The sequence below is a fragment of the Niastella koreensis GR20-10 genome (assembly GCF_000246855.1).
Taxonomy (GTDB): Bacteria; Bacteroidota; Bacteroidia; order Chitinophagales; family Chitinophagaceae; genus Niastella; species Niastella koreensis.
Genome location: NC_016609.1, coordinates 8,076,788 through 8,098,270 on the forward strand (window position 1 = coordinate 8,076,788; position 21,483 = coordinate 8,098,270).

General features: G+C 44.6%; 18 protein-coding genes. 8 read left to right on the plus strand and 10 right to left on the minus strand.

Features of this window, described 5'->3' with window-relative positions; genetic code table 11:
• The first annotated feature begins 3 nt into the window (after positions 1–3).
• The 3 genes from NIAKO_RS32290 to NIAKO_RS32300 all read left to right on the plus strand — a co-directional run bounded on the left by NIAKO_RS32290 (position 4) and on the right by NIAKO_RS32300 (position 4,464).
• Positions 4–2,484, plus strand: a complete 2,481-nt coding sequence (locus tag NIAKO_RS32290; RefSeq protein WP_014222697.1) for a bifunctional glycoside hydrolase family 9 protein/polysaccharide deacetylase — start codon at positions 4–6, stop codon at positions 2,482–2,484.
• A 196-nt stretch (positions 2,485–2,680) separates the two neighbouring features.
• Positions 2,681–3,778, plus strand: a complete 1,098-nt coding sequence (locus NIAKO_RS32295; protein WP_014222698.1) for a fatty acid desaturase family protein — start codon at positions 2,681–2,683, stop codon at positions 3,776–3,778.
• 23 nt (positions 3,779–3,801) lie between these two features.
• The gene (locus NIAKO_RS32300) at positions 3,802–4,464 is read left to right on the plus strand and encodes a sterol desaturase family protein (protein ID WP_014222699.1); all 663 of its coding nucleotides are present in this window, start codon (positions 3,802–3,804) and stop codon (positions 4,462–4,464) included.
• A 44-nt stretch (positions 4,465–4,508) separates the two neighbouring features.
• On the opposite strand, the gene NIAKO_RS32305 is transcribed toward NIAKO_RS32300, so the two are convergent.
• Positions 4,509–5,633, minus strand: a complete 1,125-nt coding sequence (locus NIAKO_RS32305) for a hypothetical protein (RefSeq protein WP_014222700.1) — start codon at positions 5,631–5,633, stop codon at positions 4,509–4,511.
• 20 nt (positions 5,634–5,653) lie between these two features.
• Positions 5,654–5,983 (minus strand): hypothetical protein, encoded by a 330-nt coding sequence (locus NIAKO_RS32310; protein WP_014222701.1) that lies wholly within the window; start codon positions 5,981–5,983, stop codon positions 5,654–5,656.
• A gap of 214 nt (positions 5,984–6,197) precedes the next feature.
• Between NIAKO_RS32310 and NIAKO_RS32315 the strand changes: the two genes are divergently transcribed.
• A complete protein-coding gene (locus NIAKO_RS32315; protein ID WP_014222702.1) occupies positions 6,198–8,909 on the plus strand; it encodes an outer membrane beta-barrel protein in 2,712 nt (903 codons plus the stop codon).
• Positions 8,910–8,915: 6 nt separating this feature from the next.
• Here NIAKO_RS32315 and NIAKO_RS32320 read toward each other — a convergent pair whose 3' ends face one another.
• Positions 8,916–9,689, minus strand: a complete 774-nt coding sequence (locus tag NIAKO_RS32320) for a TIGR02757 family protein (protein ID WP_014222703.1) — start codon at positions 9,687–9,689, stop codon at positions 8,916–8,918.
• A gap of 32 nt (positions 9,690–9,721) precedes the next feature.
• On the minus strand, positions 9,722–10,861 hold the full coding sequence (locus NIAKO_RS32325; protein WP_014222704.1) for a cystathionine gamma-synthase: 1,140 nt from the start codon (positions 10,859–10,861) through the stop codon (positions 9,722–9,724).
• Positions 10,862–11,262: 401 nt separating this feature from the next.
• Between NIAKO_RS32325 and NIAKO_RS37410 the strand changes: the two genes are divergently transcribed.
• Positions 11,263–11,721, plus strand: a complete 459-nt coding sequence (locus NIAKO_RS37410; protein ID WP_014222705.1) for a hypothetical protein — start codon at positions 11,263–11,265, stop codon at positions 11,719–11,721.
• A 74-nt stretch (positions 11,722–11,795) separates the two neighbouring features.
• Here NIAKO_RS37410 and asnB read toward each other — a convergent pair whose 3' ends face one another.
• The 4 genes from asnB to NIAKO_RS32350 all read right to left on the minus strand — a co-directional run bounded on the left by asnB (position 11,796) and on the right by NIAKO_RS32350 (position 15,647).
• Positions 11,796–13,637 (minus strand): asparagine synthase (glutamine-hydrolyzing), encoded by a 1,842-nt coding sequence (asnB, locus tag NIAKO_RS32335; protein WP_014222706.1) that lies wholly within the window; start codon positions 13,635–13,637, stop codon positions 11,796–11,798.
• 16 nt (positions 13,638–13,653) lie between these two features.
• Positions 13,654–14,295, minus strand: coding sequence for a DUF2911 domain-containing protein (locus NIAKO_RS32340; RefSeq protein ID WP_014222707.1), 642 nt, complete (start codon positions 14,293–14,295; stop codon positions 13,654–13,656).
• Between the two features lie 4 nt (positions 14,296–14,299).
• Positions 14,300–14,869: a DUF2911 domain-containing protein gene (locus NIAKO_RS32345; RefSeq protein ID WP_014222708.1), complete on the minus strand. Its 570-nt coding sequence runs from the start codon at positions 14,867–14,869 to the stop codon at positions 14,300–14,302.
• 190 nt (positions 14,870–15,059) lie between these two features.
• Positions 15,060–15,647 carry an acyl carrier protein phosphodiesterase gene (locus NIAKO_RS32350; RefSeq protein WP_014222709.1) on the minus strand — a complete coding sequence of 196 codons (588 nt, stop codon included), beginning with the start codon at positions 15,645–15,647 and terminating at the stop codon, positions 15,060–15,062.
• Positions 15,648–16,201: 554 nt separating this feature from the next.
• Between NIAKO_RS32350 and NIAKO_RS32355 the strand changes: the two genes are divergently transcribed.
• From NIAKO_RS32355 to NIAKO_RS32365, 3 genes are all read left to right on the plus strand, one after another.
• Positions 16,202–16,645 (plus strand): hypothetical protein, encoded by a 444-nt coding sequence (locus tag NIAKO_RS32355; protein ID WP_014222710.1) that lies wholly within the window; start codon positions 16,202–16,204, stop codon positions 16,643–16,645.
• Positions 16,646–16,814: 169 nt separating this feature from the next.
• Positions 16,815–17,789 (plus strand): deoxyhypusine synthase family protein, encoded by a 975-nt coding sequence (locus tag NIAKO_RS32360; RefSeq protein WP_014222711.1) that lies wholly within the window; start codon positions 16,815–16,817, stop codon positions 17,787–17,789.
• A 162-nt stretch (positions 17,790–17,951) separates the two neighbouring features.
• The gene (locus NIAKO_RS32365) at positions 17,952–20,063 is read left to right on the plus strand and encodes an LTA synthase family protein (protein WP_014222712.1); all 2,112 of its coding nucleotides are present in this window, start codon (positions 17,952–17,954) and stop codon (positions 20,061–20,063) included.
• A gap of 112 nt (positions 20,064–20,175) precedes the next feature.
• On the opposite strand, the gene rpiB is transcribed toward NIAKO_RS32365, so the two are convergent.
• On the minus strand, positions 20,176–20,622 hold the full coding sequence (rpiB, locus tag NIAKO_RS32370; protein WP_014222713.1) for a ribose 5-phosphate isomerase B: 447 nt from the start codon (positions 20,620–20,622) through the stop codon (positions 20,176–20,178).
• Between the two features lie 36 nt (positions 20,623–20,658).
• Positions 20,659–21,474: a twin-arginine translocase subunit TatC gene (gene tatC, locus NIAKO_RS32375; protein WP_242675408.1), complete on the minus strand. Its 816-nt coding sequence runs from the start codon at positions 21,472–21,474 to the stop codon at positions 20,659–20,661.
• Between the last annotated feature and the right edge of the window lie 9 nt (positions 21,475–21,483).

Sequence of the window (21,483 nt, forward strand, 5' to 3'; positions counted from 1 at the left end):
TGTATGATGAAGTGTACACCTGCCATTCTTATTGCTTTACTGTTAATTACCATTGGCTTTACCGTTACCGCACAAACACAAAACAGCTGGGTGCGCATTAATTTATTAGGTTACAAACCCGTGAGCCCTAAGGTAGCGGTGTGGTGCAGCAAGGAGAAAAATGCTGTTACCGGGTTTTCTATAATTGACGTAGCCAGCGGCAAACCGGTTTTTACCGGGAAAGCTGGTAAGGCTTACGGCGCATACGGACCGTTCACTCAAACGGCCCGGTTGAATTTTACCGCCTTCACAAAACCGGGCCGGTATATGATAAAAGCAGGAGAAGCTACATCGCCTGAATTTACCATTGGCGACGATGTATATAAAGGCGCGGCCAATTTCTGTTTACGCTATATGCGGCAGCAGCGCAGTGGGTTTAATCCGTTTTTGAAAGACAGCTGTCATACGCACGATGGCTATACGCTGTATGGTCCCATGCCCGATAGTACGCATATAAATGTAAGCGGTGGCTGGCACGATGCCTCCGATTACCTGCAATACGTAACCACCTCCGCCAATGCCACCTGGCATTTGCTGGCGGCTGCGCGCGATTTTCCCAACGCTTTTGGTGATGAGCATTTAGCAAATGGATTGCCGGGGAAAAATAATCAGAGCGATGTCCTGGATGAAGCCCGCTGGGGGCTGAACTGGTTGTTAAAAATGCATCCGCAAAAGGACTGGCTTTTTAACCAGATTGCCGACGACCGCGATCATCATGGAATGCGGTTGCCCAAAGAAGATAGTTTTTATGGCCTTGGCTTTGAACGGCCTGTATATTTTTGTACAGCTACCCCACAGGGTTTTGGCAAGTATAAAAACCGCTCAACCGGGCTGGCTTCCACGGCTGGCAAGTTTGCCAGTGCGTTTGCATTGGGGGCACAGCTATTCCAGGATACGTTGTTACAAAACCGGGCCTTATCGGCCTGGGCTTTGGGAGTAGATAAACCGGGCGTTTGCCAAACCGCACCGGGGCGCTCGCCTTATTTTTATGAAGAAGATAACTGGACGGATGATATGGAACTGGCCGGTGCTTCTATTGCTGCTTTACACGCTGCCAATAATAAATATTTAGCAGCTGCCCAAACTTACGCCAAAGGCGAAACCATAACGCCCTGGCTGGGAACAGATACTGCCCGGCATTACCAGTGGTACCCTTTTATTAATATCGGGCATTATGAACTGGCAAAATTGTTAACCGGTAAGGAACGCGCCGCGTTGATTGGTTACTATAAACAGGGTATTGAACGGGTTTGGCAAAAGGCCCGGCAAAATGCCTTTTACCGGGGTGTGCCCTTTATCTGGTGCAGTAACAACCTCACTACTTCCTTTGCCATTCAATGTTACTGGTACCGCCAGTTGAGTGGTGATGCTACTTATATCGAACTGGAGCAGGCCTGTTTTGACTGGTTGCTGGGTTGCAACCCCTGGGGCACCAGTATGGTGTATGGCCTGCCTGCCGGTGGTGATACCCCCTCAGACCCGCATTCGGCCTTTTCCCATATTGGTCATTACCCCATCGATGGTGGACTGGTTGACGGGCCGGTGTATGGTTCAATTTATAAAAGTCTTATTGGCATTACCCTGAATGAACCTGATGAATATGCCGCTTTCCAGAGCGACCTGGTAGTGTATCATGATGATTATGGCGACTATAGTACCAACGAACCAACTATGGATGGAACGGCTTCTCTGGTTTATTTACTGGCCGCCAAAGAAATTGGGAAACCCGGCAACTTTAAGGGAACTGTTACACACGACCACGGCGCCATCACCAGGGGTAACACCAGTAAAAAACAACTGGCCCTTGTTTTTACCGGCGACGAGTATGGCGATGGCGCTGCTTATATTGCCCGTTTTCTGCAACAACAAAATAGTAAGGCATCCTTCTTCTTTACCGGGCGGTTTTATCGCAATACTGCCAATAAACAGGTTATAGCGCAGTTGCGAAAACAGGGCAATTACCTGGGGCCTCACTCAGACCAACACCTGTTATATTGCGATTGGAACCAACGTGACAGTTTGCTTGTCACACATGAACAATTTAGCAATGACCTGGCGAACAATTATAAAGCAATGGCTGCGTATGGAATCAATAAAAAAGATGCAGCATATTTTCTGCCGCCTTATGAGTGGTACAATGATTCTATCGCCGCCTGGGCCAAACAACAGCAAATACAACTGGTGAATTATACGCCGGGTACCTGCAGCAATGCAGATTATACCACACCCGATATGAAGAATTTCCGCAGTAGTGCGGCAATATTAGATTCAATTATTAACTATGAACAGCGAAGCCTCACTGGGTTAAATGGCTTTATACTACTTGTACACATTGGTACGCATCCAGCACGAACTGATAAATTCTATTACCAGCTACCTGCATTGCTCAATTATCTCCGTAAACGAAAATATACCTTGACCACCGTCAGTAATTTATTACAATAGCAATAAACTGTAGAAAAATTTCCCTAACGGTCATCACCATAATTCGTGTTAGCATTAGGCATGCAAAATTATTAAACATAGCCGAACCATTTTTTAGTAATGGGGTTATAATTTATAGCATCAACTTTTCCAACTATACGGCGGTACCCTGACAAGCATTTAATTAAGATTGGATTAGAACTAAAGTGAATTCCTGATGGAAAAGGTAACCAAACCACGCTATGCGAAGAATGGCGATGAAGCCATTTTTTCCCAATTGCGTCAGGATGTAAGTATTCTTGTTCAGCAATTGGAACCAAAACGACGGGGCAGCATTTTATTGAAAGCTGTATTCTTCCCCGCCATTTATCTTTTTACCTATACAACCATGCTGGTGGCCGGTAACCAGCCCGGTATTTTTTACACCGGTTATTTCCTGCTGGGTGTTTTCCTCGTGATGATATTTTTGAATATCATTCATGATGCGGTACATAACAGTATTTTTCCCAACAAAAAATTAAATAAGGGGTATGTGTACCTGTTCGACCTGATGGGTGCGAATAGCTTTGTATGGCGGCAACGGCATATTCGTTTTCATCACAATTATCCAAATGTGAATGGCTGGGATACGGATATCGAGCAGAGTAACCTGGCCCGTATTTTCCCTACTGGAAATGCCTTGCCTATTCACCGGTACCAGCATATTTATCTGCCTTTGCTGTATCCGTTATACCTGTTCAACTGGTTGCTGGTACGGGATTTTAAAGACTTCTTTAATAAGAAGAAAACCATCTGGAAACTGGTCACAATCCCCAGGGGTGAATATGTAAAGCTGTTTGTATTCAAGGCGTTCTTTTTATTTTACCTGATCGTATTGCCCAAATTGGTGTTGGATGTAAGCTGGTTGCAGGTAGTAACCGGGTTCACTATAATGCTGCTTACGGCCAGTGTATTTTCATTAATGGTGCTGTTAAGTCCGCATGCCAATACCAGTTCGGAGTTTCCATTACCCGATGAGGCGAACAGTTTGCCGCATCACTGGATGATGCACATGCTGAGCACTACCAATGACGTTACGAATGATAACTGGTTCATCCGGTTTTTTATGGGATGTTTTAATTATCATGTGGCACATCATTTGTTCCCGAACGTTAATCACATTTATTACCCCGAGGTGACTGGATTGTTAAAGAAATATGCAGAAAAATACGATCTGCCTTACCGGCAGTATTCTCTCGGGGATTCATTAGGCAAACATTATCGGTTGTTGAAAACGAATGGTGTAACAGAGGATATTTTTGAAGAAACTATGTAATTTTGCCACATATTATATGGTTTATGAAATTTGAGAAGATACATAATAAAGGACAGGCACGGCTGTTTCAGAACCAGTACCTTGAAATGCTCACCAAAACACACCCGCTGGTTATTTGGGGTATGTATGTACCGGTGATCATTTACTTGCTCTATTTCAGCAATGACAGATATGGCTTTACTCCGTTGCGCATTACCCTTACATTTATCGGGGCCCTGCTTTTCTGGACCCTGTTTGAGTATATAGCACACCGCTTTTTGTACCACTGGGTGAGCGAAAGCCCGCGGGTGCAAAAGTTTGTGTATACCATGCATGGTAATCACCACCATTACCCGCGCGACAGACAGCGGCTTTTCCTGCCGCCGGTACCCAGTCTTATTATGGCCTCGGCCATTTTCGGGCTGATGTTTCTGGTAATGCGTGAAAACGTGTTTATGTTCTTCCCGGGCTTTATTTTAGGATACCTGTTATATGGCAGTATGCACTATGCCATTCACGCCTGGAATCCGCCATTTAAGTGGATGAAACCTTTGTGGCGCAACCACCACCTGCATCATTACAAGGACGAGAATAAAGGCTACGGCGTTAGCACCACTATCTGGGACCGGGTGTTCGGTACCATGTTCGATCTGAAGAAGGAAAAAGAGGATAAAGAGAAGGTGAGAGATTTGATGTTCAAAAATTGACCCGTTAACTTGTTAACACGTTAACGGGTCAACCTGTCAACGTGTTAACTGAATAAATATCTGTAAGTCCGGTGTATTTTATCCTGCTTAGCGCCGGTAGCTTCATGCAGGGCGATCATTTTATCGTTAAAGTCGCCTACCCAGGCCAGCTCAACGCCTGTAATAGTATTGCGCGGCAATACCTCCAGCTGTAAACAGCGGATGAGGGCCGATTCAATACCATGGTTCTGGAACTTTTTCTTGCAACCCATGATGATGATGCGCAATCTCTCCACCCGCTGGGTTTTTGAGTACCAGAAGAATTTTAGCTTACCCCACAGGTTTAGTTTGCCATGTACGTGCTTTAAGATCGCGTTTACGTCGGGTAAACAAAGCACCACGGCAATGGGCTCGTTTTTATAATAGGCGAACCAGATGATCCTTGGATCCATTATGGCCTTCATTTGCCGGAACGATTCCTTGATGGTGCCCATTTCAATGGGGGTGAAGTTTTCAAAGTTGCTCCATGCGTCGTTATAGATCTCACGAAAATCAGCGGCATATTGGTCGAACTTCGATTTATCAAAGTGCCGGAAGCTGTAGTCGGGCTTTTTCATAACCCAGTCGGCAATTTTGGTAAACCGCTCGGGCAGGGGGGTAGTGGCATCTAAAAAATTGGTGAGCTGATCGTATAGTTTGGTAAAACCATAGGATTCAAAAAATTCTTTATAATAGGGAGGGTTGTAGTTCATGCCCAGGCTGGGTGGTTTAAACCCGTGGATGAGCAGCCCCCAGTATTTATCGTTCTCGCCAAAATTTATGGGGCCGTCCATGGCCTCCATGCCTTTGTTTTTAAGCCAGGATTTGGCAGTATCGAGCAGTAAAAAGGCGGCTTTCTGGTCCTGTATACATTCAAAAAAACCAACCCCGCCGGTAGGTTGGGGGTTCTTATGTGACTTTTCGTAATTTATAAAGGCGGCAATACGGCCAATTATCTGGCCGTTTTTGTCGGCCAGTAACCAGCGGTTACATAGGCCATGCGAAAAAAAAACGTTACGGGAAGGGTCGAAAATAGCTTCCACATCACTATCCAACGGGCAAATCCAGTGCGGATCATCTTTATATAGTCTTTTGGGCAGGTCTATAAATTCGCGGGCCTGCTTCCAATTGGCTACCTCTATCAGGTTCATAGAGCGAACTTAGGAATTATTCACCATTTATCGTCATCCGGAATATTGTCCTGGGTTTTGAATTGTGCCCGCATTTGCTGTTTTTGGAGCAGCCGTTCTATTATCAGCCTGGCAATCAAAAGGCCGGCATCCTCATTTGCCTGCTGTTCCAGCGTTTCTTTCAGCAGTTTTTCGGAAATATCTATCCGGTATAACATGTTGATAAGCCGTGCAAAATCAGTTTGGATCAACTGGTTTATGCCTTCGGCCAGGGCTTTCGCCAGCTGCTCTTTATCATTTGTGGCGGGAAGGTTAAAATCTTCGCTCAACCGGGCTTTTATTAAAAGGATATTGTCTTCAGGCGTATGCATAAGTATGTAAATAAGTACATTTTACATTATAAAATTATCCTGCTTTATCAACGTTCCCCCGGTTTGTCACCCCGAATAAATTTTTACATTCGGTTTTATTCTTCTGACGTCAATTGACTAAATTTACAACGGGATACACCAGGAGCGAATGGTGGATACTCAAGCATTCATTGACCCTCACACTACAGTAACATTTTAACCTTATTCAAAGGATATGCGTTGGAGTGCAGGGATAATTGTATGCTTTCTTTTGTTAAGTACCTGTGTACAGGCACAACGAACCCGTTATGGGGTCATCAAAGGTACGGTTATAGACTCATTAAGCCGTCGATCGCTCGAGTCCTCTTCAGTGGCCGTTTACCTGGCCAAAGATTCTTCTCTTGTCAATTATGCGCTCACCACCCGTAAGGGCGAATTTACCATCGAAGACGTTCCGGTAAACACAGCCTGCAACCTGGTTATTACCAACCGGGGGTATGAACCGTTTTCTATGGCGGTAAGCCTGGCAGCTGATGCTAAAGTGCTGGTGCTCGACACCATTCTTTTGGTTAAATCGTTCAACGAATTAAAAGCTGTTACGGTCACTGCGCTGAGGCCGCCGGTATCGGTAAAACCCGATACGCTCGAGTTCAATGTATCGTCTTTTAAGACCATGCCCAATGCCATGATCGAAGACCTGTTGAAACAATTGCCGGGCGTGGAAGTTGATAAAGACGGGAATGTTACCATCAATGGTAAAAAGGTGTCGAAGCTGATGGTGGATGGCCGGGAGTTCTTTGGCGGTGATCCTAAAATCGCCTTGAAGAACCTTCCCAAGGATATCATTGATAAACTGCAGGTGGTTGATAACAAAACCAAGGAGGCGCGCTTTAATAAAACAAGCGATGGTAATGAGGACCTGGCGATAAACCTTACGCTGAAAAAGGAAGCGCAGAAGGGATGGTTTGGAAGGGTAAGCGCCGGTTATGGCACCAACGACCGGTATGAAGGGGGCGGTATGGTGAACTTCTTTAACGGCAATAAACAGTTCAGCATTATCGGGAACGCCAATAATACCAACCGGGGAAGTATTTCAGGCGGTGATTTTAATATTTCTACCAGCCGCAGTACGCTCGATGGGGGTGGAGGCGGCCTTACCCGCTCTGCCTCGGGTGGCATGAACTTTAGTGATAACATTGGCCGCCAGATAAAACTGAACGGCAGTTATTTTTACAACAACAGCCATACCGATAACCTGTCAAGATCGCAACGGAAAAACATTTTACCCGATACATCTTTCTGGTATAACTCCGATAACAACAGCGTTAATGATTACAGCAACCACCGCTTCACATTGAATGCCTCTTACAACATCGATACGCTGACCGAAATTCACATCACTTCAAATGTAAATACCAATATAAGTAACTCGATAAATGGTAAAGTGGCCAATTCAAAAACAGATAACGGGGAGCTGATAAATACCAGCCAGAATACATTCAGCACAAAAGGCGATGGCAAGAACCTCAGCGGAGAGTTTTTTATCAGTCACCGTTTTCACAAACAGGGGCGCGGCCTTACCCTTGGGATCAATTATAATTATAACGACCAGACATCGCTGAGTGATAATATTGGTCAAAATGATTTTTACAGGAATAACCTGGTCGATAGTACCGACCTGGTGAACCAGCGAAGTACCGGTAGTAACATTGGCAAAATGCTGAATTTTACCGCCACATATGCTGAGCCATTGAATAAGTACATCAGCGCCATTTTCCGCTATAATTATTCAAAGAATAATAATTATTCAGATAAGTTCACCAACCGGTTTAATGCAGTTACCGGTAAATACGACCTGGAAGACTCCGCCTTTACCAATGCTTTTCGTAATACCAATATAACGCATACGCCCGATTTGAACTTTACTTATAACAAGGATAAGTACCGGGCTGCTATTGGTTCGGGCGTGCAGTTCTTAACGCAGGATAACCTTACCATAACTACGGGTAATCTGCTGCATCAGTATTATATGAACTTTACGCCTTCGGCCAATGTAGGGTATAATTTCAGTAAAACCGGCAACATAAGTATTTATTACAACGGCCGTAGTCAGCAGCCTTCCATTCAGCAATTACAACCGGTGCCCGATAACAGCAACCCCCTGTATGTGCAATTGGGTAATCCCGATCTGCGGCCTTCATTTTTTCATAATGTAAATATGCAGGTGCGCGAAACAAGGGGTAACAGTTACTGGTTTGCCGGTTTGGGTTTTAACAGCACCCAGAATCAGATCATTACCCAAACCTGGTTCGATGATGTGGGGAAACAATACAGCCAGCCGGTGAATGTAAACGGAAATTTTGGAACATCGGGAAACCTGCAGTACAGCAAAACCTGGAAGAAAAGAGACATGGTGCTGCGAATGAACCTGGGAAGCAATGGTTATTTTAACCGCAATAAAACTTATAGCAACCTGCAGCCCATAACAGCCAATTCCTATAGTCTGTCGCAATCTATAGGGCTGAATTTAATGTATAAACAGTCGCTGAGCATTATGCCCACCTATACTATCCGGTTTAATAAAACCCATTATACGGGGCAATCGGTGCAGGATGCGTCGTTCAATACCAAAACATTTTCGCTGAGCGCTTTCTGGAACGAGCCTAAATGGCTGATTTTGGAAAACAACCTGCAATACAATTATAACAGCCAGATAGCGCAGGGTTTTAGTAAAAGCGTTACCATGTGGAGCGCGGCTGCAAATGTGTTGTTATTTAAAAAGCAACAGGCCATGCTACGGCTTGCCATTTACGATATTTTAAAACAGAATGCAGGCGTATCGCGTACCATTACGCAAACCTTTATTGAAGACAGGCAAACGCAGGTATTGCAACAATACTTTTTGCTGAGCTTTATTTATAACATCAGAAATTTTGGGGGAAAGTAAACACCCTTAAAACTTCTCTACTACACCCAGGCCAAACAAGGCAAAATCATATTTTACCGGATCAAGGGGATCCAGTTTACGCAGGTGCGTTGTTAACTCTATGGCTGCCTGCCAGTCGATCTGTTTTCGGGGTAACAGGTTAAACCGTTTGGCCACCCGGGCTACGTGCAGGTCGATAGGACAGATCAATTGTGCGGGGGAAATGTTTTTCCAGATACCAAAATCAACACCGCCATCACTGGGGCGCACCATCCAGCGCAGGAACATGTTCAACCGTTTGCAGGTTGAATTTTTTTCGGGCGTTGCAATGTGTTTGCGGGTGCGGGCCGGCACATGTTCCAGAGAAAAGAAGTAGTGGTGAAAACGGGCCAGTCCGTTTTCAGTAGTGTCATCGCCTTGTTGCATCCCCAGTGTAAAAGCGCTTTCAAGGCTGGCATGTTTTGAATAATGGAAATGTAAGAACTCAATAAAATACAGCAGGTCGGTGGTATTGAACGTGCGGTGTTTGAACAACAACAACTTTTTGAGGTCGTTATCGGTATGATGCAGCATGAACTGATGCGGCGCCAGGTCCATGGCCTGCATCAGTTCACGTGATTTTTTTATAATGATGGTGCGGTTGCCCCAGGCAAAGATGGCTGCAAAGAATCCCGCGATCTCAATATCTGCCTGTTTGGTAAATAAATGCGGTATAGAAACAGGATCATCTTTTATAAACGAAGGCTGGTTGTACTCCTCCGCTTTGCGATTCAGAAAATCTTTTAAAGATGGCTGCTTCATAATTGTTCAATTGACTTTTTACCGTTCATCACTTATCCTATTGCTGCATTGAGGTCATCTATGAGATCCTCTGCGTCTTCAATACCCACACTCAATCTTATCAATGAATCGCTCAGGCCATTCTTAATGCGTTCTTCGCGTGGTATAGACGCATGCGTCATGGTTGCAGGATGATTGATCAGTGATTCAACACCACCAAGGCTTTCGGCCAGTGCAAACACTTTGGTAGAGGATAATAATTTCTTTGCAGTTTCCACACTATCATCTTTTAAGGTAAAGCTTATCATACCACCAAAGCCACGCATTTGTTTTTTGGCAATCGCATAACCCGGATGATCGGTAAAGCCGCACCAGTATACATGACCTACTTTAGGATGATTGCGTAAAAAGTGAGCTATCTTTTCTCCGTTCTCACAATGGCGTTGCATACGCACATGCAGGGTTTTAATACCGCGTAAAACCAAAAAGCAATCCATGGGGCCTGGTACTGCGCCACAACTCTTTTGAATAAAGTATAACTGATCGCGCAATGCCTGATCATTCATAACCAAAGCGCCCTGAATAACGTCGCTATGTCCGCCCAGGTATTTGGTAGCAGAGTGCATTACAATGTCGGCACCCAGGTCTAATGGGGTTTGCAGATAAGGCGATGCGAAGGTGTTATCTACACACAGCAGAATGTTGTTTGCTTTGGCAATAGCAGCTACAGCGGCAATGTCAACAATATTTATCAGCGGGTTGGTGGGCGTTTCCGTCCAGATCAGTTTGGTGTTCTTATTGATGTGTGGCTTTATGTTCGTCGCGTCCTGCATGTTCACATAATGGAACTTAATGCCAAACTTTTCAAATATTTTGGTGAACAGGCGGTACGTGCCGCCATACATGTCGTTGGCTGCAATTACTTCATCGCCAGGTTGTAACAGTTTTATTACCGCGTCAGTAGCGGCAACGCCACTGCTGAATGCCAGTCCGAATTTTCCGTTTTCAATTACTGCCAGTGCTTCTTCCAGCGCAAACCGGGTAGGGTTTTGGGAGCGGGCATATTCAAACCCTTTATTTACACCAGGTGCTTCCTGCACATAAGTTGATGTTTGGTAAATAGGCGTCATAATTGCCCCGGTTGATGGATCTGGTTCCGAACCGGCATGGATGAATTTAGTTCCTGTTCTCATAATTTCTTCTTGTGTATATATGATTTAATGTATGGCCATTGATAAGAAGGCACAAGATACAAGAGTCAAGGCTCAAGTCCTGCAATTCGTAAATTTCTATAAAATTCTGCATCCTGAAAGTAAACTTCTTGCGCACCGGTCCCTTAACCTTGCGCCTTTGCTCCCAGATTTCCAGTTTAACAGAAGCTTAACGGCGGGTTTGAAATTAAGTGAAACATCCTGCAAACCATTAATAGGACTGCATTGCAGCTGTTAAGGGGATATACTTACCAGGGCAAAATGTGCGAAAACATTCGTATTTCTTGTCATGACCCCTCCGCCGGTACCAATTGTCTTGACTTCAGCTTTTCTTCATTATACTTTTGGTACATCAATCACGCATTTTTAAAAGTATATAAGCCATGAAAAAAGTGATAGCCATTCTCACCGCTGCGGTGATAGCAACAAGCACTTATGCATTTAGTCCATCTGGTACATTCAGTCCATTTGATCCGAACGAGAAAGTTCTGAAAGCATTCAATGAAACCTTTAGCACCGCCACAGAAGTGCGCTGGGAAGAATTTCCCAAATACTTTGCCGTTAGCTTTGTAAGCGGTGGCATCAGGTCTAAAGTTAATTACGACAAAGAGGGGAATATGATCAGCTCCCTTCGTTACTACAATCCACAACTACTGCCTTTGTACATTCTGAATAAAGTAAGCCAGGAGAATCCCAAAAAGAAATTGTTTGGGGTAACTGAAGTTACCGTTGGTGGTAACATTGCTTATTACATTAAGCTGGAAGATAATAACTGCTGGTATACTGTAAAGGTTGATGGCGACGGTAACACCCAGACAGTTGAAAAGTACAAAAAAGTATAGGTGAAAATTGTTCTACACCTTGAGGCCTTGGTTGTGTGAAAGCATGCTACGCTCTCAAGGTGTTTTTATAAATTTCAGCGCAGTAACTGACCGGCCACCAAATAGCGCCAGTCGTAATTATCAGCCGCGTGAGCCTCTTGCGGCTGAATTTTTTTATCCAGGGCCTGTGCTTTCAACATCCCCTGTTTTACCAGTATTCGTTTTGATTCGTGAATGTATTCCTGTAACCGTGCTTCCTGCATCCATTGTTGCTGTGGTGGTTCAAACCCTATCTTATCAGTTCGCCAGGCAAGCCCGGCCGGTAATTTATCTTCCATGCTTTTGCGCAGTAACCACTTGGTATAACCATCGCGCATTTTAAAGCGGGCCGGGATGGCGAATAACAATTGCACCAGCTCATGCGACAAAAAGGGAAGCCTTACTTCAATACCATGGGCCATCGCGTTTCTATCGGCATAGCGCAATAACTCCTCCAGCCCGTTTACAAAGGTGTTGTAGTATAGAATGTTATTCAACTCGTCAAAATGGGCAATGTCGTAATAGGATTCGCCATATTCATCCACAAAAGAATTGCTTAGATCGTGCAGGCGTAGCTGTTGGCGCGCCCGTTGGCGGCGCAGATACCAGCCGGCATAAGTGGGCATGGCGGCCGCCAGTTTGTTTTTTAAGCCCCAGGGCTCGTTTATGCCTAATGAGCGGGCATGCGTTAATTCGTGGTGCAGCGTGTTTTTATTATCCCTGAATAATTGCTGCCAGTACCAGTGATAATATTTATGATAGCCGGCCAGAATTTCATCGGCGCCCTGCCCGTCGAGCAGCACGGTAACACCATGTTGGCGGGCCAGTTCATACACATAGTATTGCGCCATGATGCTGGCCGATTGAAACGGTTCTTCCTGGTGATAACATATTTTTTCAAAATCATGTATCACCCGGTCGGCATTGGGTTGAACTGCATGGTTGTGCGTGGTAAAATGGGCGGCTACTTTTTTTATCCAGCCCGATTCATCCTGTTTGAACCCGGGGAAGACGGCCGAAAAAGTGTTGTATTGCCGGGGCGCCGTGGTTTGAATAGTGGCCAGTACGCAGGAGCTGTCGAGCCCGCCGCTCAAAGAAGTGCCTACAGGCACATCGCTGCGCAGCCTTCTTTGCACCGACCGGGTAAACAGGCTATTGAATTGCCGGATGGCCTGTTCGTCGGTAATTGCTTCCTCTGTATAATCGACATCTATGTTCCAGTATAAAGAGCGGGTAAGGCGTCGCTTCGGTACGTGATATTCAATAAATGACCGGGCGGGTAATTTATTGATGCCGGTATAAAAGGTTTCTTCTGCTGTAGCCGGGTTTTGCGTATATCCCAGGGTGAAGTAATTGAAAAACATTTTTTCATTGATCTGTTTTTCAATGCCTGCCGCCCACAGAGCCTTCATTTCACTGGCAAATACAAACTGGTTATCGTCGAGGTAATAATAGAACGGTTTCTCGCCAAACCGGTCCCGGGCAGCAAACAGGGTTTGTTCCTGTTCGTCCCAAATGGCAAAAGCAAACATCCCATCAAAATATTGCAGGCAGTTTGACCGGTAGCAATCGTAGGCGGCCATTATTACTTCGGTGTCTGACTGACTATGAAACTGATACCCTTTTTTAAGCAGGGCATCTCTTACTTCCAGGTAATTGTAGATCTCGCCATTGTGAATGATGGTATACCTGCCCAGGTAATGCATGGGCTGCGCCCCTGCAGGGCTCAGGTCAATAATAGACAGGCGGCGATGGCCAAAGCCGGTGGTATGGTTATCGTTGATCCAGTGCCCATCGCCATCGGGGCCACGATGAGCCAGGGCCTCCGTCATTTTCACAAGGCGCTGTACAGATAGCAGACCGGATTGATTAGTTAAAATACCCGCGATACCACACATGACAACAAGATAGCAATTACCACGTAATCGGCAAGCTTGCTTTTACGCTATCCCATTCCATATCCAGCTGCATACCCTTGTTGGCTTTTTCAAACTCCATGGTAAACAGCTCGTAAGGAAAACGGGTTTTGGAAACGGGAATGGAAAATTTATATACGTCTTTTGTAGAATCGATCTTCAGCCCCCAGGTATACAGGTCGGTGTTCAACACCAGCGTCCAGCTATTTTCCTGGGGAATGCAGTAAATAACGTAGCGGCCTTTTGCCACCTTTTTGCCGGTGATGTCTACATCCCTGAAGAATTCAATTTCAGTGGCCTCATTAGCGCCCAGGCGCCAAACCTGACCATATTTTATGAGGTCGCCAAAGATGGTGCGGTTATTTTTTTGTGGCCTGCTGTAAATAACCCGGGCAACCGGCGGCTCGGTGATGGAACCGGTCATTTTTAATTTGGAGTAATCTACCGGGTAATAGCTCATATCCATTGGCGATTTATCCAGCCCCGGTTGAAGATCTTTTTCGTTTGGTTGGTTTACCGGCGCATTGGGATTGATTGTTACGGAATTATTCCCCGAAGTAGTGGGCCCGTCGCAACCAACAGCAAGCGCAATGGTCCAGAGTAAACAACAAAGTTTTATAAGGTTCCTGGTTTGGTACATGATTTTATTTTATAAAGGTGATCGGCAGGGTGGCTTTTACATTGTCCCAGGCCATTATCATATTGGCACCGGAATCGGTTTTATCAAAAACCAGGGTAAAAGCCTCTATTGGATCTGTTTGTTTTTCCAGTTTAACGTCGGTGCGCAGCACATCCTTTTTTTCGTCGTATTGAAAAGCGCCCCAAATATCAGTTTCCTTGTTGAAGATCAGGGTCCACTTGTCCTGGAACGGGATGGCATACATCGTGTACCGGCCTTTTTTGAGGCGGTCATTATTAATTTTTACATCTTTATACAGTTCAATTTCAGTGGCTTCGTTAGCACCCAGGCGCCATACTTTGCCATATTCAATCAAATCGCCAAATACATCCCGGCCATTTTTTTGTGGCCTGCTGTAACACACGCGGCACATCAGTGGTTCTGTCGCTTTATTCTGGATCTTCAGAATAGGGAAATTGACCGGGTAATAGCTCATGTCCATGGGCGATTTGTCCAGGGCTGGCGCTTTAAATTGTGCTTCTACGGTTGTACTGATTATGGAAACTGTAAGAAATAAAACCACCAACTGCTTCATCTTCGTTTATTTTAATAAGACTATTTAGTTCAGGAGATCCCCTATGGGAGTAATTAATCGGCAAAAATAAAAGTTAGAAAGATTCCCTAAAACTTATTTCTTATTATTAAACGGTTTATACAAAAAAAATCCTGCGTGGGGCAGGCAGTTTTAAATATATTTTAATTGGGGTAAATGGGGAGATGCCGCTTTACATGCCCTGGAGGGTATCGAAGGCAAACCGGTGCAGGGAGGGGAAAAAGTCAATATAGTATTGCTGCAGTTTGTTGTAGTTTTCTTCAAATAATTTAAAAGCCGTTTGGCTATCGGTTAAATAAGCCGCCCGATGAACCACCCCCTCAAAACTCCGCTCTATGCCCTGCCTGGTACGGTAGTTATATAACCAGTCGTGCCGTTTCATATAGGGAAACAGCTTTTTGAATGGTTCGGGCGAAACATCTACGTATTTATCCAGCGAGCTGTATACCTGTTGCGAAAACTCAGACAGGGAAGAACTGTCAGTAAATTGCTGGCTGTCGTTGGCCAGAAAGTGATCGTAGGATACATCAATAAAAGCTGAACTATAAAGCCGGTAATGGGATTTGAAAATGTTTTTAGCTTCCCGGGTAGCGGCATGCTCATCGGTAAAAAAATCGATAGCCCGGTGCAATAAAATTCCCTTGCGCACTTCTTCCGGATACAGGTTTACCTGTTTCCCTTTTACGAAATCGCTGAAAAGGTTTCCTGCCAGGATAGCAGGCTGATTAAAAGACAAATATGCATGTGCCAGATAGTTCAAATGCTTAACAATTGATGTATTGACAATATAACGTTTTACAACGGGTTTTCAGTAGAAAAAACGCAAAAAAGAAATAATAAAAATTGTCATTTATGATGCAGCTATTCCCACAATTCCATTTTAACGATCACTTAACCTTGTTTTAGGAAATATTTAAACAATTGGCTGTAAGGCTTAGCCAGACTGCATTTCAGTGGATGAAATAACAGCCCGGTGGCCATTTTGTTTAACCTTGTTTAACATACCACGCCATTAGTCATAAATTTTATGCGGTAAGTGTAACCTCTGCTACTTTTGTGTCGACTAATCAATAAAGTATTCGGTTAGATCCCGTTTAAAAGTATAGCCATGAAAAAGTTCTTTGCTTCGCATATAGTGTATCGTAGCCAAAAAAAGAATCTCCGTTACCTGTAACAATTTTTGAAAAGCAGCTACATATATTTCATACCGCTTAGAACATTCATTTAATAATTAAAAAACAAACCGGGCAGGGTATCCAAATAGCCAGGATGACCCTTTATGCCCAACATTCAGAAAAAGTAAAAAATAGCATCATGAAAAACAAAATCCTCATTGGCGTATTCGTTTTATTAACAGGCATCAGTAGTGCTTTTGCCAATGGTAAAGAAGAAGTAAATGAAAGAATTATTAAATCTTTCGGAAAAGAATTTGCCGGCGCGCAACATGTGGAGTTTACAACCACCAAAGACTTTGTAAAAGTAACCTTTACCCTGAATGACCAGGTTGTATATGCGTTTTATGAGCAAAACGGCAACCTGTTAGGAGTAACCCGCAATATTGTATCAAGCCAGCTGCCCATCAACCTGCTCACCGATCTTAAAAAGAATTACAGCACGCACTGGATCTCCGATCTTTTTGAAATGGCTTCCAATGACGAGAATGTGTACTATGTAACGTTGGAGAACAGCGATCAAAAGCTCATTCTTAAATCGAATGGAACTACAGGCTGGGAATTGTACAAAAAAGAAAGGAAATAAAAGAATTATCAACAGTTTTCTTATAGTTGGTTTTAGTTGGAAAGAAAAGGCTTCCCGATTCATCGGGGAGCCTTATTGTCAGTAGCCAATAGTCAATAGTCAATTGACAATTGGCCATTGGCAATTGACCTCCGATTCCCTACCTTTGGCGCCATTAAAAAAACTGATCATGAGCAAAGGACCTGTTTCTCAATTTATACAGCATCATTACCGCCATTTTAATGCTGCCGCCCTGGTAGATGCAGCTAAAGGTTATGAAACTCATTTACTGGAAGGTGGTAAAATGATGGTTACACTGGCCGGCGCCATGAGTACTGCCGAGCTGGGTATTTCTCTGGCTGAAATGATCCGCCAGGATAAAATACACATCATCAGCTGTACAGGCGCTAACCTGGAAGAAGACATAATGAACCTGGTAGCTCATGATCACTACAAACGTGTTCCCAATTACCGCGATCTTACTCCCCAGCAGGAATGGGAATTACTGGAGCAGGGTTTGAACCGGGTTACCGATACCTGTATCCCCGAAGAAGAAGCTTTCCGTCGTATTCAACATCACATTGTTAAACTGTGGAAAGACGCCGACGCCAAAGGCGAACGCTATCTCCCCCACGAGTTTATGTACAAGCTGTTGCTGAGTAAGGTAATGGAAAAAGACTACCAGATAGACCCCAAACACAGCTGGATGATCGCTGCTGCTGAAAAGAACCTGCCCATCGTAGTGGGAGGCTGGGAAGACAGCACCATGGGTAATATCTTTGCTTCTTACATCATCAAGGGCGAAATGAAAGCAACCACCATGAAAAGTGGGATTGAGTATATGGTTTACCTGGCCGATTGGTACCGGAAGAACAGTGGCGGCAAAGGCGTAGGCTTTTTCCAGATCGGTGGTGGTATTGCCGGTGACTTCCCCATTTGCGTGGTGCCTATGATGTACCAGGACCTGGAATGGCACGATGTACCCTTCTGGAGCTATTTCTGCCAGATCTCCGATTCAACTACCTCTTATGGTTCTTACTCAGGAGCTGTGCCCAATGAGAAAATTACCTGGGGTAAACTGGACATCAACACACCAAAATTTATTGTAGAAAGTGATGCTACTATCGTAGCTCCCCTCATATTTGCCTATATCTTAGGCTGGTAGAAACCATTAATTGGTTGTTAACAGGCCCCGTTCGCCAGTTGGCGGATGGGGCTTTTTTCTACTTTTATTTCTGTGAAACATCCCTTTGGAATAGGGGATTCCGGGAATACCCGGTTTTATAGGCTAATTGATTAATCAACAATTTCGAACACATTAAGAAACATGCTGCGATTGAGATCCCTGCTTCAAAAAGGGTTGGCTCACCGTTTTGGCATCATCCTTTTACTGGTATTTATCAACCTGGGCATTTCGTTTGTAACCCGCCTGGGTTTGTTATTGTATACAGGTAAAGGATTTGACTGGACGATTGGCAACCTGCTTGGAGTTTTTGGTATTGGCCTGTTGTACGACCTGGCCATCAGTTCCTACCTTATCATACCCTTTGTACTTCACCTTTGGTTTACGAGCGAAAAAATTTATGAGCCAGCCATGCGTAAGTGGATAATTGGCCTGTACGCTGCGCTCATGCTGTTCTTTTCATTTTCCCAACTGGTGCCTGCTGAATACAACGCAGCCCTGCACTGGGGCGTGGTAGTGCTGTTTGGTTTGCGGCTTGCGATTTATTTGCTGCTGGCCAAAAAAGGCCCTGCATTCCGGCTGCAATGGCGTAAATACGTATTGGCTGCCGATATTTTTCTGGTAACCTTCCTGTTGTTGTTCAATGCCATAAGCGAATACTTCTTCTGGAATGAATTTTCAACACGGTACAATTTCATTGCCGTTGATTACCTGATCTATACCACCGAAGTATTGGGCAACATCCAGGAGTCGTACCCCGTGGGCTGGATCATAACCGGCGTATTGATCGTCTCCTTTGCCATTGTGTGGTTTTTGCGGGCGAACGTCCGCCGCTCCGTGAAGCAGCCCATTAGCTTTTCGCGCCGGAGTATGATAGCGCTGCTGTTGCTGATCTTTCCTGCAATTACCTTTTTGTTTGTAACCAATAAATGGAAGCGGTTCAGCAGTAATGCTTATGCAAATGAGTTGGCTGCAAACGGACTGTTTGAGTTTGGAACGGCCTTTACCCATAACGAACTGGATTTTTATAAGTTCTACCGGGTACTGCCCGATGAGGAAGCATTCAACATTGTACGCAAACAGCTGGAAACGCCCAATGCGCATTTTGTAAGTAATGATCCGTTCAATATAGAACGCCAGGTTAGCTATGCCGAGCCGGAGAAAAAAATGAATGTGGTGCTGATAAGCGTGGAAAGCTTTAGCGCCAATTTTATGAAGGCTTTCGGGAATGAGCAAAATATTACACCCTGCCTGGATAGCTTAGCCGGAAAAGGCCTTTTGTTTACCAATCTGTATTCCAGCGGAACAAGAACGGTGCGTGGCCTGGAAGCGTTGTCGCTTTCTATACCACCTACACCAGGGCAGAGTATTGTAAAAAGACCCGATAATGAAAACATGTTTTCATTAGGCAGTGTATTTAAATCGAAAGGCTATATCACCCAGTACCTGTATGGCGGTTATGGTTATTTCGATAACATGAACGTGTTTTTTTCGGGTAACCATTACGATGTTATTGACCGCAATGCACTGCGTCCCGATCAGATACATTATGCCAACATCTGGGGCGTTGCCGATGAAGACCTGTTTACGTTAACCCTGCAGCAACTAGATTCCAATTATAAATGCGGCAAGCCATTCTTTTCGCACGTAATGACGGTATCGAACCACCGGCCATTTACGTACCCTGAAGGAAGGATTGATATTCCACCTTCCCGGCAGGCGCGTGAAGGCGCGGTAAAATATACCGATTATGCCATTGGCCAGTTTATTCGTAAAGCCAGTGAAAAGCCCTGGTTTAAGAATACCATTTTTGTAATTGTGGCCGACCATTGTGCGGGCAGCGCGGGCAGTGTAGAGTTACCGGTAACGGGGTATCATATTCCCATGCTGATTTACAGCCCGGATAATATTGCCCCGCAAAAGATCGATCGCCTGACGGCACAGATAGATATTGCGCCTTCTATTTTGGGATTGCTGAAATTCAATTACCGCTCAAAGTTTTTTGGACAGGATATCTTTTCCTTACCTGCAGGTCAGGAACGGGCTTTTATAAGCACCTATCAGGGGCTTGGTTATCTTAAAAACGGTGAGCTGATAGTACAGTCGCCCACACAAAAGGTTGACCAGTATAAGCCTGATTTTACCACCGGTAAGGCGCAAAAGGAGCCTTTGACAGACAGCCTGGTGAAACAAGCCATTGCTTTTTATCAAAGCGCCAGCTGGTTGTTGAAGAATAATAAATACCGCAGTAACTGATTAAAGTAGATACAAGTAGATGATCAGGTTCACAGCACCTGGTTTTTGGGTAAAAAAAGGCCCCTCGTTTATTCGGGGGGCCTTTTCCAATTTTATATGCTTACTGCTTCGTTTATACGCAGGCTATTTTATTTACTCTTGTCTGGTGACGGCCGCCCTCAAATGGGGTTTCAATAAAGAGCTCCAGCATTTGTTTGGCATACTCCAGCGAAACAAAACGGGCCGGAATGCAAATGATGTTGGCGTCGTTATGCTGGCGGATCAGTTTGGCCACTTCCAGTTCAAAGGCTAAACCTGCCCTGATACCCTGGTGTTTATTGGCTGTAATGCAAACGCCATTGGCGCTGCCGCACAACAAAATACCAAATGCAGTTTCTCCGGCTTCAACCGTACTGGCAACCGGGTGTGCGTAATCGGGATAGTCAACTGATTTGTTAGCATCAACACCTTTGTCAATTACCTGGTAGCCCTTTTCGGTTAACCATTTTACAATAGCCACTTTATAATCAAATCCGGCATGGTCGCTGCCAATTACAATGGGTTTTGAAAGATCGAACATAGCTGCTTGTTATCTATTGAGGTGTTTGTTATTTAATTACTGCCAGTTATCCTGTTCCGCCTGGTCTCTTTTATACACGCGTTTTGAAACGATCACACTCAACTCATACAGGAATAACAATGGTAAGAACACGATCATCTGGCTGGTCCAGTCGGGTGAAGGTGTAATAACCGCCGCTACCACCAGGATAACCACATACGCGTACTTGCGGTAATTGGTTAAAAAGGCCGGTGTTATCAACCCGATCTTGGTGAGCACATAGGCTAAAATGGGCAGTTCAAAAGCAATACCACAGCCCAGAATAATGTTCACCAGGTTATCGATGTAATCGTCCAACGCTGGTTTGTATTCATACATATTGGCCGTACCCAGATTAAAGTTGGCCAGGAAGTTAAAGGTAAAAGGTCCCAGCACAAAGTAGCCGAATGCAGCCCCTAAAAAGAAGAATATGGATACAAAGAAGATGGCGTTGCGGGAATATTTCAATTCCTTGGGCGACAAGGCCGGTTTCACAAACTTCCAGAACTCCCAGAAAATATAGGGGAAGGCAGCGATGAAACCACCAATGACGCCAATTTGAATGGCCGACATAAATGGTCCGCTAACCGTATTACCCAATAATTTATAGCCTTCGGGGATGGGTGGCATACAAAGGGCATCGCCAATATGCAGCCAGTGACTGAGCCCACACATATACTTGTACGATACAAAGTTGTTGCGTACAGGACCCATTACAATGTTGTCAAAAACCCAATCTATTTTAATGAAAATAACAATCGCCGCAACTAAAATAGCAAGTACCGAACGTATTATGTGCCCGCGTAATTCTTCAAGATGATCAATAAATGTCATCTCGCTATC

Excerpts from the sequence above, each read along its gene's own strand:
- NIAKO_RS32340 (WP_014222707.1), bottom strand. The coding sequence starts at position 14,295 with ATGTACCAAACCAGGAACCTTATAAAACTTTGTTGTTTACTCTGGACC.
- NIAKO_RS32295 (WP_014222698.1), top strand. The coding sequence starts at position 2,681 with ATGGAAAAGGTAACCAAACCACGCTATGCGAAGAATGGCGATGAAGCC.
- NIAKO_RS32315 (WP_014222702.1), top strand. The coding sequence starts at position 6,198 with ATGCGTTGGAGTGCAGGGATAATTGTATGCTTTCTTTTGTTAAGTACC.
- NIAKO_RS32365 (WP_014222712.1), top strand. The coding sequence starts at position 17,952 with ATGCTGCGATTGAGATCCCTGCTTCAAAAAGGGTTGGCTCACCGTTTT.
- NIAKO_RS32305 (WP_014222700.1), bottom strand. The coding sequence starts at position 5,633 with ATGAACCTGATAGAGGTAGCCAATTGGAAGCAGGCCCGCGAATTTATA.
- NIAKO_RS32355 (WP_014222710.1), top strand. The coding sequence starts at position 16,202 with ATGAAAAACAAAATCCTCATTGGCGTATTCGTTTTATTAACAGGCATC.
- NIAKO_RS32320 (WP_014222703.1), bottom strand. The coding sequence starts at position 9,689 with ATGAAGCAGCCATCTTTAAAAGATTTTCTGAATCGCAAAGCGGAGGAG.
- NIAKO_RS32310 (WP_014222701.1), bottom strand. The coding sequence starts at position 5,983 with ATGCATACGCCTGAAGACAATATCCTTTTAATAAAAGCCCGGTTGAGC.
- rpiB (WP_014222713.1), bottom strand. The coding sequence starts at position 20,622 with ATGTTCGATCTTTCAAAACCCATTGTAATTGGCAGCGACCATGCCGGA.
- NIAKO_RS32345 (WP_014222708.1), bottom strand. The coding sequence starts at position 14,869 with ATGAAGCAGTTGGTGGTTTTATTTCTTACAGTTTCCATAATCAGTACA.
- NIAKO_RS32360 (WP_014222711.1), top strand. The coding sequence starts at position 16,815 with ATGAGCAAAGGACCTGTTTCTCAATTTATACAGCATCATTACCGCCAT.
- asnB (WP_014222706.1), bottom strand. The coding sequence starts at position 13,637 with ATGTGTGGTATCGCGGGTATTTTAACTAATCAATCCGGTCTGCTATCT.
- NIAKO_RS32300 (WP_014222699.1), top strand. The coding sequence starts at position 3,802 with ATGAAATTTGAGAAGATACATAATAAAGGACAGGCACGGCTGTTTCAG.
- NIAKO_RS37410 (WP_014222705.1), top strand. The coding sequence starts at position 11,263 with ATGAAAAAAGTGATAGCCATTCTCACCGCTGCGGTGATAGCAACAAGC.
- NIAKO_RS32290 (WP_014222697.1), top strand. The coding sequence starts at position 4 with ATGATGAAGTGTACACCTGCCATTCTTATTGCTTTACTGTTAATTACC.
- NIAKO_RS32325 (WP_014222704.1), bottom strand. The coding sequence starts at position 10,861 with ATGAGAACAGGAACTAAATTCATCCATGCCGGTTCGGAACCAGATCCA.
- tatC (WP_242675408.1), bottom strand. The coding sequence starts at position 21,474 with ATGACATTTATTGATCATCTTGAAGAATTACGCGGGCACATAATACGT.